11 protein-coding genes are annotated in these 12,651 nt (G+C 65.0%); 8 read left to right on the top strand and 3 right to left on the bottom strand.

Translation table 11 applies throughout. The annotated features are described in order from the left end of the window. Positions 1–186: 186 nt before the first annotated feature. The gene (locus MKZ91_RS00850) at positions 187–1,923 is read right to left on the bottom strand and encodes an adenylate/guanylate cyclase domain-containing protein (protein ID WP_336167029.1); all 1,737 of its coding nucleotides are present in this window, start codon (positions 1,921–1,923) and stop codon (positions 187–189) included. Positions 1,924–2,266: 343 nt separating this feature from the next. On the opposite strand from MKZ91_RS00850, the gene MKZ91_RS00845 reads away from it, so the two are divergent. Beyond that, on the top strand, positions 2,267–3,190 hold the full coding sequence (locus MKZ91_RS00845; RefSeq protein WP_336167027.1) for a bifunctional helix-turn-helix transcriptional regulator/GNAT family N-acetyltransferase: 924 nt from the start codon (positions 2,267–2,269) through the stop codon (positions 3,188–3,190). A 42-nt stretch (positions 3,191–3,232) separates the two neighbouring features. Here the strand turns inward: MKZ91_RS00845 and MKZ91_RS00840 are convergent, their stop codons facing one another. Continuing rightward, positions 3,233–4,915 carry a Na/Pi cotransporter family protein gene (locus MKZ91_RS00840; RefSeq protein WP_336167025.1) on the bottom strand — a complete coding sequence of 561 codons (1,683 nt, stop codon included), beginning with the start codon at positions 4,913–4,915 and terminating at the stop codon, positions 3,233–3,235. Positions 4,916–5,023: 108 nt separating this feature from the next. Further along, positions 5,024–6,433: a DUF1254 domain-containing protein gene (locus MKZ91_RS00835; RefSeq protein WP_336167022.1), complete on the bottom strand. Its 1,410-nt coding sequence runs from the start codon at positions 6,431–6,433 to the stop codon at positions 5,024–5,026. A 233-nt stretch (positions 6,434–6,666) separates the two neighbouring features. Here MKZ91_RS00835 and MKZ91_RS00830 point away from each other — a divergent pair, with 233 nt between their 5' ends. The 7 genes from MKZ91_RS00830 (at position 6,667) to MKZ91_RS00800 (ending at position 12,630) form a co-directional block, all read left to right on the top strand. Further along, the gene (locus MKZ91_RS00830) at positions 6,667–7,242 is read left to right on the top strand and encodes a TetR/AcrR family transcriptional regulator (protein WP_336167020.1); all 576 of its coding nucleotides are present in this window, start codon (positions 6,667–6,669) and stop codon (positions 7,240–7,242) included. Further along, positions 7,239–8,222: a DMT family transporter gene (locus tag MKZ91_RS00825; protein ID WP_336167018.1), complete on the top strand. Its 984-nt coding sequence runs from the start codon at positions 7,239–7,241 to the stop codon at positions 8,220–8,222. Before MKZ91_RS00830 ends, MKZ91_RS00825 begins: the two co-directional genes overlap by 4 nt. Positions 8,223–8,226: 4 nt before the next feature. Next, on the top strand, positions 8,227–9,150 hold the full coding sequence (locus MKZ91_RS00820) for a DMT family transporter (RefSeq protein ID WP_336167016.1): 924 nt from the start codon (positions 8,227–8,229) through the stop codon (positions 9,148–9,150). Positions 9,151–9,232: 82 nt separating this feature from the next. Beyond that, entirely contained in the window at positions 9,233–9,964 is a 732-nt protein-coding gene (locus tag MKZ91_RS00815; RefSeq protein ID WP_336167014.1) for a hypothetical protein, read from the top strand. Positions 9,965–10,097: 133 nt separating this feature from the next. Continuing rightward, entirely contained in the window at positions 10,098–10,532 is a 435-nt protein-coding gene (locus MKZ91_RS00810) for an Rrf2 family transcriptional regulator (protein ID WP_336167012.1), read from the top strand. 247 nt (positions 10,533–10,779) lie between these two features. Next, positions 10,780–11,661 (top strand): NAD(P)/FAD-dependent oxidoreductase, encoded by an 882-nt coding sequence (locus MKZ91_RS00805; RefSeq protein ID WP_336167010.1) that lies wholly within the window; start codon positions 10,780–10,782, stop codon positions 11,659–11,661. Between the two features lie 150 nt (positions 11,662–11,811). Beyond that, positions 11,812–12,630, top strand: a complete 819-nt coding sequence (locus tag MKZ91_RS00800) for an arginase family protein (protein ID WP_336167008.1) — start codon at positions 11,812–11,814, stop codon at positions 12,628–12,630. The last annotated feature ends 21 nt before the right edge of the window (positions 12,631–12,651 follow it).

Genomic DNA, 12,651 nt, shown 5'->3' with positions numbered 1-12,651 from the left:
CTGCTGCACCTTTCCTTCAGTCTTGGCCGATCAAAAGACCAAACTTGCGGCAATTCAAACTGCTGCAGCGCCCCTTGCGAAAAGACACGCGGCGCTGTCGTGCGTCGTCCGGGGTGGAAACCCGGGCCCCCTGGCGGCGAAGCGATGCGTGTTCCCCCGCGGGCCAGAAGGACAGGGGATCGTTCCTCACCCCGCTCCCGCTTTCGTGAGCCCCTCGCGCAAATGCTCCACGTCACTCTCCTGCGCATAGTGCATGGTCGCAAGAAACGTCTCGATCTCGAATGTCGGGCTGAGCGCCTTCACCTTCTCCATATGGGCCCCCGCCGCCAGCGCGTCGCCGCGCCAGCCGTGGCAGGCGGCGACAAAGGCGTGCTGGGTCTCGTCCATGGCCGTCAGGTGCATGAAGGCCTCGATCGCCGCGCCATATTGCCGGGCGGCGAAATGCGCCTTGCCGAGGTGGCTCCAGAAGCGTTCCGGGTGATGCGGGTTGAGCCGCATGGCCTTCAGGATCCATTCCACCCCCTCCTCCGGCCGGCCGAGCCAGGTGAGCAACTCGCCCTGCTGCACCACGACCAGATCATAATTGGGGTTGAGGAACAGCGCCCGCTCCTGGTGGTAGCGCGCCGTTGTCAGCTCGTTGGTGTTGACGTTGACGGCGGCGAGAATCCGGTGCACGTCGGCGTCGTTGTCGTCGAGCGAAAGCGCCCGTTCGAGCTCGGCATTGACCTCCGCCCAGGTGGCATCCTTGTCGGCGCACCAGCCATAGACCCAGGACTGCCCGAGAATGCAGGCCCGCCAGGCATGGGCATGGGCGTAGCCGGGATCGAGTGCCACCGCCCGGTCGATCAGCAACTGCGCCTGGGCGTTGTCGTCGGGGCTGCTGCGGTGGTGCAGCACCTTGGCGGCAAGCGCGCATTCATAGGCCGCCATGTTGGCGGGCTTGGTGCGGGCGAGCTGGTCGCGCTGGGCAGCTTCCAGCCGGCCCGGGAGCGTGGCTGAGATCGCCGCCGTCACCTCGTCCTGAATGGCGAAGATGTCGTCGAGCTGCCGATCGTATTTGTCGGCCCAGATATGGGCGTCGTTGGCAGCGTCGATCAGCTGCACGGTCACGCGCACCCGCTCGCCGATCTTGCGCACGCTGCCTTCCACCAGATATTGCGCCCCGAGGCTCGCCGCCACCTCGCGCACGTTTACCGACTGGTTCTTGTAGACGAAGGAGGAATTGCGCGAGATGACGAACAGTTCGTGCCGGCGGGAAAGCTCGGTGATGATGTCCTCGGTCAGGCCATCGGCGAAGAACTCCTGGTCGGGGTCGCCGCTCATGTTGTCGAAGGGCAGCACGACGATCGTCGGCTTGCCGGGGCCCTTCTTCGCCTCGCTCGCATTGGCCGGAGCCGGCAGGTCCGCGCCTTCAAGCCCGATGCGATAGAGGCGCACCGGGCGGCTGATGTTCTTCAGCATCTTCTCGCCGAGGTCTTCGACCGGCACGTCGAGGCGGTCGGCGACCTGCGTTGCCACGGCAGCCGACACACAGATGCCGCCGACCTCGGCCATCTGCTCGATGCGCGCGGCGATATTGACGCCGTCACCGAAGATGTCGTCGTCCTCGAAGATGATGTCGCCGAGATTGATGCCGATGCGGAATTCGATGCGCCGGTCCTGCGCCACGTCGGTGTTTCGCCGCCGCATGCGGCTCTGGATCTCGATCGCGCATTTTACCGCATCGGTGACACTCTGGAACTCCACCAGCAGCCCATCGCCGGTGGTCTTGATGATCCGGCCCTTGTTCTTGGCAATCGCCGGATCGATCAGCTCAATGCGGTGGGTTCTCAGCCGCGCAAGCGTGCCCGCTTCATCGGCCTCCATCAGCCTGCTATAGCCGGCCATATCGGCCGCCAGCACTGCCGCAAGTCTCTGCTCCATGGGTCTGCCAACATTGAGGAAAGTGGCCCCATCCGGACAATCCGGACCAAGGAGGTTACCCAACAAATACTATCGCACGGCGGCGCGATCGCCTACCTAATTTAGCATCCATCAAACCAAGAGAACCAAGCTCCCGGAAGCAAACCCAGCGCTACCATCTTCATTCGATTGCGGCAGGGAGCGGCAAACCCGGCAGCCGAGGCTGCTTGCGAAAATGGCCTTGGTCAGAGGACATTCCCGTTCAGCTGTTCGCCTATTGGCCGCACGGTGCCGTTACCGCTTGACATTACTTGCCTAAGGCAACTAATTATCTGCTAAAAGCAATATTATAAAGGCATCATCCATGTCTCCGCAGCAAATCGACGTTCGCGCCCTGACGGTGCGGCGTTTCAACCGCTTCTACACCCGCCTGATCGGCCTGCTGCACGAGCACCTTCTCGCCAGCGCCTTCTCGCTGACGGAGGTTCGCATTCTCTATGAACTGGCGCACCGGCAGGCACTGGCGGCTACGGACCTCTGCCGCGAGCTCGGCCTCGACGCCGGCTATCTGAGCCGGGTCATCGCCGGCTTCGAAAGGAAGGGGCTGGTCGAAAAGACCCGCTCGCCAGCCGATGGCAGGGTCACGCAGCTTCAACTGACGGAAGCGGGGCGCGAGACGTTCCAGCCGCTGGAGGATGCCTCCCAGCGCGAAGTCGTCGCCATGCTGGAAAAGCTCTCCGTGCCGGAACAGCGACAACTGGTTTCAGCGATGGGCGAGATCGAGAGCCTTTTGCGAGACCGGCGGACGCCGGGCTACATCCTGCGCGATCCGCAGCCGGGCGACATGGGCTGGGTGATCCACCGTCAGGCGGCGCTCTATACGCAGGAGCATGGCTGGAACGGCGAATTCGAAACCCTGCTTGCCGAAATCGTCGTCAAGTACATGCGCGACTACGACCCGAAGTCGGACCGGTGCTGGATCGCCGAAAAGGACGGCAAGGTCGTCGGCTCGGTGTTTCTCGTGCGGCACGACGAAACCACCGCGAAGCTCCGGATGCTTTATGTGGAGCCGAGTGCGCGGGGCCTCGGCATCGGCCGCCGCCTGGTCGAGGAATGCATGCGCCACGCCCGGCTCCTCGGCTACCGGCGCATGGTGCTGTGGACCAATGCCGGCCTCGATGCTGCCCGCCACATCTATGAGAAGGCCGGCTTCGCCCTGATCGAGGAAGAGCAGCACCACAGCTTCGGCAAGGACCTGACCGGCCAGACCTTCGCGCGGGATCTGTGAGGCCCCTGTTCCCCGCCGCGGCCATGGGATGACCGGGTGACGCTACGGGATGAGGCTTGCCGCTGCCAGATCCCGTCCCTCGCCGCGTCCCAGCAAATGCGCTGCCGAGCGCCAGGCATGGTGTGCCATCCGATCAAGCCCGCGTGCGGCTTCGATCCGGGCAAAGGCGTCGGCGGCGGTCAGCTTCCCCGGGGCGACAGAAGCAAGCGTTGCGGCGCGATGCCCCCGCTGCACGGCATCGAGTTCGGTCGCGGCCGCCTTCGCCGCGGCCAGCGCCGAGAGGACCTCGGGCGAAACGGTCCAGGCAATCGGTGCCGCCTGGGCGCTGAGCGCCGATTCCGCGGCGATCTCGCCGCCGACCGCCGCGGCCGCGCGCATGGCGCCTGCGCAGAGCTCGGCCACATGCCGTTCCGCTGACGCGTCGTTCGGCTCGACCGAAAGCCCGTTAGTCGCCAGCGTTTCCACCAGGCGCGAGGCGTGGTCGAGTGCGTGCAGCGTGCTTGTCAGGCGGTGGTGCTCGGCCTCCGTTTCCGGCGGCTCCTTCAGTTCGGAGAGAAAGTCCCTGACCTTTTCGAGTGCGGATGCGGCCGCCTGCGTGTCCGCGGCGCGCGGCCCCACCCCGCCCGAAACCGCCTCGGCAACGGCGCCTGCCGTCGATGCCAGAATGCCGGCCACGACCCTTCGGGCCGTCTCCACCGCGATCACCGGGTTCACGAGAGCACTCGGATCCAGCGCGCGCTCCAGCGCCGTCTGCCGCGAAGGCAGGATCCTCTCGACGACGCGCGTGAACCATTGCGTCGCCGGCAGCAGCACGGCGACGCCAACGACGTTGTAGGCCGTATGATAGGCGGCCAGCAGCGTCATGCCGTCGATGGTCGCCGAGAAGGTCTTCAAGAGCGGCGCCGTGAACGGAAAGGCCGCCATCGCGATCAGCGCCGCGATGAGCTTGAAGAGCACGTAGGCGAGCGCCAGGCGCTTGGCCGTCGGGCTCGCGCCAATCGCCGCCAGCGCCGAACTCGTCGCTGTGCCGATGTTCTGTCCGATGATGAGCGCCGCCCCCTGCTCCAGCCCCACGGCACCGGCATAGAAGGCAGAAATGGTCACTGCGATGGCGGCAGTCGAGGATTGCATCACCGCCGTCATCGCGAGACCGACAACGATCAGCGTCAGCAGGCCGAGCAGCCCGGAAGGCCAGCCGACGCCGGGCATGCCGAGGACGGCCGGCAGGTCGGAGGGATTGAGGCTTTCGGCAAGGCCACCCATGCCCTGCTGCAGGGTCGTCAGCCCGTAGAGCACCAGCGCAAAGCCGGCAAGCGCCCCACCGGCGGCGGCAACCCGCCCGCCGCCCAGAAGCTTCATCAGCGCGCCCAGGAAGATCAGCGGCAGGGCATAACTCGACAGCGATACCCGCACACCGATCAGCGCCACCAGCCAGCCCGTTCCGGTCGTGCCGACATTGGCGCCGAAGACGAGGCCGAGCCCCTGCGGAAAGGTCAGCAAGCCGGCGCTGACGAGACCGATCGTCGTCATCGTCACCGCGCTCGACGATTGCACCAGCAGCGTGACGATCGCGCCCCAGAAGGCGCCGGAAAGCGGCGTCGCCGCCGCCTTGCCGAGCACCGTGCGCAAGGCGGATCCCGCCAGCGCCTTCAACCCGTCCGTCATGATCGTCATGCCGAGCAGAAACAGCCCGACCCCGCCGAGAATGGCAATTGCTGTCGACATTTACCCACCCCGCCTGCAAAGCAAACACGGCTCTCGCCAGGAAGCCCACAATGCAGCCGAAATGCACGCGGCGGAAGTACGTAACGGTAACGCGGCCCTCTCAAGCCATCACGGCATCTTCTCGACATCCGGCAGCTTCCAGGTCTTTTCGAACAGCGGCTTTTCCGGGCCGTAGAGCCGGAACAACAGCTCGAACTTGCGGCTCGGGTCGACCGGCACCCAGTTTGCCTCCTTGCCTGCGGGCGCCTTTGCGCCGAAATAAACGTCGACCGAACCGTCGGCGTTCTTCTTCACCCCTTCGCCGATCGAGGCGACGCTGGCCTTCTCCATGTTGCGGATCAGCGCATGGGTCTCGCGGTCATAGGCGGTCACCGACCAGTATTGCTTGACCGGGGCATCTTTCGGCACCACCAGCCGATAGTTGGCGGCGCCGTCGAAGGCGTTGCCGTCCTTGTCCTTGTTGGCCATCAGGTAGAACTGCGCCGTGCCGATGTGCTTGATGCCGGTAAAGCCGAGCGTGTAGGTCACGCCGCGGGCATCGACCGGGTAGCTGTTCGGGTCGGAATAGGCGTCCGAGGCGGCGGCCACCATGTCCGGGAGGCCGGCCGGAAACCAGCGGATGCCCTCGTTGATGACAGGAAAGCCCGCATCATAGTGGGCGGAAAGCTCGGCCCTCGCCTCGGCTGCCGCCGCGTCGAACAGCGTCTTCGTCTCGGCGCTGGGCTCGAAGGGCTTGCCCTTCTCGATGCCGAGCGACTTCAAATGATCGATCATGATCCGGTCGCGCTCGAGCCAGGGTTCCGTCTGCACGACGCGGTTCAGGTTGTCGAAGAAGCTCGCATCATAGCGGATGGTGCTGTCGAACAGCACGTCATAGGCATCGGTGAAGGTGGTCGCCGGTGGCTTGCCGGCGGCAGACATCGGATAGATCTTGATCGTCTTGCCATAGGCGACCGATTTTTCGATGTCGGCATCGCTGTGGCTCTTCAGGTTTGAGCGCAAAAGCGCAAAGCCGGTGAAGGTATCGGAGCGGAGCGCGATAAAACCTTCCGGCACCTCGCCCATATAGTCCGGTGGCAGGATCAGGTATCTGCCGCCCTCGCCCTTGTCCGCTCCTTCAGGGCCCGTATCTTCGAGCGGCATCTGCCAGGCATTGACGATATTGCCGGCGATCGAGCCGCCTTCGGCCGGCGGGATCTCGATGACAACAGGTCCGTCCTTCACGTTCCAGAACGACATGAGGTAGATCGAGTCCGGATTGGGCGTCAGCGTCTGGTTCTTCCAGTTCACCGGCCGCGACCAGTAGACGATCTCGTTGACCTTGGCCTTGGTTTTCGACAGCGCCTCCTGCAGCATGAGATCGGCATTGACCGCAGGCATGCCCCAGATGACGGCATCCGTGGCCCGGCGCTCGATGGCGCGGCGCTGAAGGCTCTCCGGCGAAAGTTCCTGCGCGGCGACCGCCACCGTCCCGGCAAGGAGGGCGAACGCGGTAAGGGCGATGCGAAGCATATCCATCCTCACTTTCGGCATCTGGGAACAAAGGCGCCAACCCACGCAGCACGCGGGCGCCTCGCCGATGAAATCTGCAGTCACCAAGTAGAGCCCGCATGCGCAAGGGGAAGTCCGTAACAGTTACCACTCACGGAAATCTGCTCGACAACGCGGCCCGGTTTGCACCCCTCAGTCTCGAGCCCTTGACTTCCGGTGAAAATAGGTAGATCGGTCTACCTAATTCATTGGAGACGACCATGACGGAAAAAGCGCCGGCACGAGAGCGATTGCTGAAGGCTGCAGCCGAATTGTTCTACCGCGACGGGGTCGGTGCCACCGGCATCGATGCGATCACGGCCCATGCAGGCGTCGCCAAGATGAGCCTCTACAACAACTTCTCGTCCAAGACCGATCTGGTGAACGCCTGTATCGAGGCCCGCCACAGGGAATGGCAGGCGCTTTACCGCGAGCGCCTGGCGCGCGCGGCAAGCCCACGAGAGCGCGTGCTGGCGATCTTCGACAGCTATGTCGACCACGCCGAAATGGCCTATTCCTGGGGGTTCCGCGGCTGCGGCCTGCTCAATGCGGCCGCCGAACTGTCGGTCGGCGATCCCGCCCGCGCCATTGTCGCCTCGCAGAAGGACGAGGTGGAAACGCTGTTCAAGCAGTATCTGCAGGACATGCGGCCCGACGCTGGTGCTCAGATCGACGAGACGGCCGAACACCTCTCCTTCCTGCTTGAAGGCGCCATGTCGCGCGCCGGCCTCGACGGTCACGACGCCAGGCTGAAGACCGCGCGCCGCATCGCCATCTCGATCATGGACCAGCTATGACCTCCCAGAATTCCGTTTCCTTCGTCGGCTTTGCCTGCGTGCTCGTCGCCTCGGCACTTTGGGGCACGACCGGCACCACCGCCACCTTTGCTTCCGGTGTCAGCCCGCTCGGCATCGGCGCCGTCGCCATGGGCCTCGGCGGCCTGCTTCTGGCGCTGACGGCACTGCACTCGATCGTCAAGAGCCGCCAGCGCATCGCCTCACACTGGCCGATGCTGATCCTCGGCTCGCTGTCGGTCGCGATCTACCCGCTCGCCTTCTACAGCTCCATGCATCTGGCCGGCGTCGCCATCGGCACGGTCATTTCCATCGGCTCCGCCCCGCTCGCCGCCTCGCTGATCGAGCGCATCTTCGACGGTCAGAGGCTGACGACGCGGTGGCTTCTGGGTGCCGCCACGGGACTGGCCGGCGCTGCGCTTCTCACTTTTTCCGAAAGCACCGGCCACGGCGGCACCAATGCCCAGGACGCAACTGCGGTGCTTTACGGCATCCTGCTCGGCCTCGTTTCCGGCCTGCTCTATGCGCTCTATTCCTGGGTGGCCCGCCGGCTGATGCAGGCGGGCATCCCGCCGCGCGCCGCCATGGGCTCGATCTTCGGCGTCGGTGGCATGGCTCTCCTGCCGGTGCTGGCCATGACCGGCGCTCCGCTTCTCACCTCCTGGACCAACGTCGCCGTTGGCATCTACATGGCGCTGGTCCCCGTGCTCGTCGCCTATGTGCTCTTTGCCTATGGCCTCGCCCGCGTCTCGGCCACCATGGCAACCACGCTCTCGCTGCTCGAGCCGGTCATCGCTGCCGCACTTGCCGTCGCCATCGTCGGCGAACGCCTGCCGGCCGAGGGCTGGGTGGGCATGGGGCTGATCGTCGGCTCGCTGTTCATCCTGACGGTGCCGTCTGGTCGCCGACGCCGTGGCGCCGATGGCGGCCGGTCCGCGGCGTCCAAGCGCGAGGCTTCCTACGCGCTCCCCTTGGACGCTTGAGATCATGAGCGAGTGCACAGCGCTCCCGACCAGCCAGCCAAGCCGCGTCTGGACAATCCTCGTCCTGGTCCTGCTCGAGGCTGCGCTGGTCATCTCCTGGAGCGCCGGCTTCGTCGGCATCCGTTTTGCCATCGACCATGCGCCGATCTTCCTTATCCTGATGTGGCGAAGCCTCGTTTCCGGCCTGCTGCTCCTGCCCTTCGCGCTGACGCTCGGGCCGAGGATCCGCCTGAAGGATGCCGCCCCGCAGATGCTGTTCGGTGCGCTCGCCATGTCCGGCTACCTCGCCGGTTTTGCGCTCGCCATCGACCATGGCGTGCCGACCGGCCTCGTGGCGCTGATCGCCGACATGCTGCCGCTGGCGGTCGCCATCCTCTCCTGGCCGGGGCTCGGCCAGGCACTGACAGCGCGCCAATGGCTCGGCTCGCTGATCGGCCTTGCCGGCGTGCTGATCGCGTCGGGCTGGTCGCTCGATGTTGGCAACGTGCCGCTCCTGGCCTATGGCCTGCCGGTTATCGGCACCCTGTCGCTGGCGCTGGCGACGCTTTTGCAGAAGCGCAGCCGGACAAGCGCCATGCCCGTCCACCAGAGCCTTTGCATCCAGTGCCTGTCGGCCGCCGCGATCTTCGCGCTTTTCGCCTGGCATGAGGGCGGCGTGTTTCCGGTCCTCGCGCCGGGCTTCATCGGCGGCATCCTGTGGCTGGTTTTCGTCGCCACCTTCGGCGCCTGGAGCCTCTATTACCTGGCGCTCAAGAAGTCCTCTCCCGCCCGCGTCACCGCGATCCTCTATCTGAGCCCGCCGGTGACGATGATCTGGGCATGGGTGATGTTCTCTGAGCCGCTCTCCTGGGCCATGGCCGGCGGCCTCCTGGTTTCGCTCGCCGGCATTGTCATCGTCGCACGCGCGCAGAAATCGACGCACGTTTAGGGAGTTCATCCACTGGCGGCTTGCATCTTGGAGTGGTACTTGCGAAAGTTCGAACCAAACCACGACGGATCGTTGCCGCGCCATGAGCTTTTCCGAAGTCAAACCACGTCACGTGCTCTGCCTGCTCGGCGGAAAACGCCCCTTCTCCGAGCTTTGCGACATGCTTCAGTCGGCGATCGACAGCTTCGCCGCGGGCTTCGAGGTCGACTATACGTTTTCCGAGGGCGCGCCCGATGACCGCATGCCGATGTCCTTCGAGGTATGCTGGGATCGCGTCCAGAAAGGCGCGTGGACAAAAGAGGACGAAGCGGCAGTCGGCGACCATCGTTCGGTGATCTATGTGCTCGGTCCGCCGATGACGGCCAAGGACGCCGTCCAGACCTCCGCAACCGCGCTTCGGCTTGTGGCACATGCACTGAGCCATGGCATCATTGCCGCCAAGGGCGAGAGCGCCGGCGTTGCGCACGGCATCGCCCGGTGGAATGAGCTTGCGCGCGAGGCGGAAGACCAGAAGGGCAGCGCCTTGGCCCGCCTCTGCCGCCTCGCCTTCGCCAAGCGCCCGATCGGCACTGCCGAGGTCGTCTACAGCATCGGCTTCCATCTCATCGGCCAGCCCGAGGTCTACGCGCCAAGAAGCCTTTCCGACGACGAACGGGCGTTGAGCGCGCAGATCGATACGGTTGCCGAGGAGGTCGCCCGCGACGGCGTCGAGGCGATCCTGACGCGCCGCGGCGCCAAGTTGCTGCCGGTCGACGCCTATGACGAGGACGAGTTCAAGTACAATCCCTATGGCGCCATCCATCTCGCGCCTTAGCTGGCTTTGGCAGATGCTTCTGCGCCTGTGCAGTCCACAGGGATTGTCTGTGGCTTCGTGCTTTGTCGGGCGGGAGGTTGGCGATGCGACCCCCGTCTTGCAACGCATCTCGATTCGTAATAATTGAAGTTACATGAAAAAAGACAGCCGCCTTTCCTCCGTCCTGCACGCGCTTCTGCACATGGCCGAGCGTGACGAGCCGATGACATCCGATGAGCTTGCGCTCTGCATGCGCACCAATCCGGTCGTCGTGCGCCGCACCATGGGCTTCCTGCGTGATGCCGGCATCGTCTCGTCCGCCCGCGGCCATGCCGGCGGCTGGGCGATCACCGCCGACCTCAAGACCGTGACGCTCCGCCAATTGCACGAGACGCTCGGCGAGCCTGCGATCTTTGCCATCGGCAACCGGCAGGAAATGCCGGACTGCCTCGTCGAGCAGGCGGTGAACGCCGCCCTCGACACCGCCTTTGCCGAGGCCGAGGCGCTGCTGCTCGACCGTTTTGCTCACGTCACGCTTGCCGATCTCGCCGAAGATTTCGCAAGGCGGCACAAGCTTCGATCGCATTGACTTCAGATCGACGCGCCTCATGGCGTGATTGATCCAGATACATGCGGGCGGGGCCGCACACATTCCCCGCTCGCGTACGCGGCAGTTCCAGGACCGAACATTCACCTCCGGAACTGCATCCATTCACGGAATCCCGGGACCGCGTGAAAGCGGTCTTCCGGCTGGAAGTCCATGTTCAAAGGCTCGGATCGAGGCACTGGTTCAGGAACCGGTGGGCTGGCTCGCGCCCAACAGAAAGGAAGATCCCATGCAACAGGACGTCATCATCATCGGCGGCAGCTATGCCGGCATGGCCGCCGCTCTCCAGCTGCTGCGCGCCCGCCGCCGCGTGGCAATCATCGACGAGGGCATTCGCCGCAACCGTTTCGCCAGCCACTCCCACGGCTTCCTTGGTCAGGACGGCATCGACCCCTCGCAGATCGCCGCCACTGCCCGCGAGCAACTGCTCGCCTATCCGACACTCACCTGGATCGACGGCCGCGCCGAGAGCGTGAGCGGCAAGCAGGACGCCTTCACCGTCACCACCGCCGATGGCGCCTCCCATCAGGGCCGGCGCATGCTTTTTGCCACCGGCGTCAAGGACGGCCTGCCCGAGATCGAGGGGCTTGCCGAGCGTTGGGGCAAGAGCGCCTTCCATTGCCCCTATTGCCACGGCTACGAGCTGAACGAGGGCGAGATTGCCGTGATCGCGGCAAGCCCGATGTCGGTCCATCAGGCACAGCTCATACCCGAATGGGGCAAGGTGACGTTTTTCACCAATGGTGCGCTTACGCTCGAGGCCGAAACGCGCGTCGATCTCGTCAGGCGCGGCGTCACCATCGACGAAACCCCGGTGGCGCGCCTTGGGGGCCATGCGGAGGTGGTGCTGACCGATGGCCGCCGCCTGCCCTTTGCCGGTCTCTTCGTCGCCACCCGCACCACGCCCGCAAGCGATATTGCCGAACGCTTCGGCTGCGACATCGAGGAAACGCCGATGGGCCTGCAGATCAGGACCACGGCCGCCAAGGAAACGACCATTCCCGGCGCCTTTGCCTGCGGCGATGTCGGCCGCGTCCCCCATTCCGTATCGCTCGCCGTCGGCGATGGCGCCTGGGCCGGGGCGCAACTGCACCGCTCACTGGTCTTCTGATCGGAGAGCGGCCGCCGTCCGGGGCCTCCCGGGGCACAGGTGGAACGGCCGAACGTGCGCATCCGTCTGCGCCGGTCGGCTTCCAGTCTTGTCAAATCAACGGCCAGCGTGCTTTGCATCGTTCCGTTCGAACGTAAGCTGGAGCTATCGATGCCCATCGCCCTCACCTGCTTTCAGGGTCGCGCCGGCGACCACAATGACCTGGCCATTCCGGGCGCCCGATCGATCGCCTCCCATCTCGCTCGAAGGCTCGGTCTTGAAACCGTCGTGATCGGAGAGCCGGAACCGGCACTGAACGGCCATTGGACGGTCGAGCTCGAAGCCGCGATGCCGGCACTCCGGCGCATGCAGGATCGCTTCGACGCGGTTTACGCCGAAGGATCGTTCTCGCTGGCGGCGACGAGCCGTTGCGCGGTGTCGCTGGCAACCCTGCCTGCCGTCGCCAGGCACCATGACGATGCCGTCGTCGTCTGGTTCGACGCGCATGGCGACCTGAACACGCCTGATACCAGCAGCACCGGCTATCTCGGCGGGCTGGCGCTTTCGGGGCCGTGCGGCCTCTGGAAATCCGGCCTTGGCCACGGCGTCTCTGTTCGCAACGTCGTACTGGTCGGCCAGCGCGACCTCGATGCCTTCGAAATCGACCTCATCAACGAGCGCAAGATCCCCCATGTACTACCCGGCGCCGGCCTTGCGCAAAGGCTGGCTGAAGCTGTCGCCGGCCGCCCCGTCTACGTGCACCTCGACTGCGACGTGCTCAATCCCGGCATCGTTCCGACCGACTATCGGCATGAGGACGGGCTTTCCCTCGATGATCTCAGCGCCTCCTGCGAAGTCCTTGCCAAAAACCGGGTCGTCGGCCTCGAAATCGCCGAATTTCAGAACGCCTGGTCAGAACACGGTGAACCCGTTTCGCCTCAACCACTTATCGAGGCATTGCAGCCGCTCCTCTCAGCGCTTCAACGCTGACGGCTGAGCTTCCAGCATTGC

The organism is Ensifer sp. MJa1, from assembly GCF_037026475.1.
GTDB lineage: Bacteria > Pseudomonadota > Alphaproteobacteria > Rhizobiales > Rhizobiaceae > Ensifer.
This window is presented reverse-complemented; position numbering and strand designations above follow the sequence as displayed.

Coding starts and splice junctions, on each gene's coding strand:
- MKZ91_RS00835 (WP_336167022.1), bottom strand. CDS start 6,433: ATGGATATGCTTCGCATCGCCCTTACCGCGTTCGCCCTCCTTGCCGGG.
- MKZ91_RS00810 (WP_336167012.1), top strand. CDS start 10,098: ATGAAAAAAGACAGCCGCCTTTCCTCCGTCCTGCACGCGCTTCTGCAC.
- MKZ91_RS00825 (WP_336167018.1), top strand. CDS start 7,239: ATGACCTCCCAGAATTCCGTTTCCTTCGTCGGCTTTGCCTGCGTGCTC.
- MKZ91_RS00820 (WP_336167016.1), top strand. CDS start 8,227: ATGAGCGAGTGCACAGCGCTCCCGACCAGCCAGCCAAGCCGCGTCTGG.
- MKZ91_RS00830 (WP_336167020.1), top strand. CDS start 6,667: ATGACGGAAAAAGCGCCGGCACGAGAGCGATTGCTGAAGGCTGCAGCC.
- MKZ91_RS00800 (WP_336167008.1), top strand. CDS start 11,812: ATGCCCATCGCCCTCACCTGCTTTCAGGGTCGCGCCGGCGACCACAAT.
- MKZ91_RS00815 (WP_336167014.1), top strand. CDS start 9,233: ATGAGCTTTTCCGAAGTCAAACCACGTCACGTGCTCTGCCTGCTCGGC.
- MKZ91_RS00845 (WP_336167027.1), top strand. CDS start 2,267: ATGTCTCCGCAGCAAATCGACGTTCGCGCCCTGACGGTGCGGCGTTTC.
- MKZ91_RS00850 (WP_336167029.1), bottom strand. CDS start 1,923: ATGGAGCAGAGACTTGCGGCAGTGCTGGCGGCCGATATGGCCGGCTAT.
- MKZ91_RS00840 (WP_336167025.1), bottom strand. CDS start 4,915: ATGTCGACAGCAATTGCCATTCTCGGCGGGGTCGGGCTGTTTCTGCTC.
- MKZ91_RS00805 (WP_336167010.1), top strand. CDS start 10,780: ATGCAACAGGACGTCATCATCATCGGCGGCAGCTATGCCGGCATGGCC.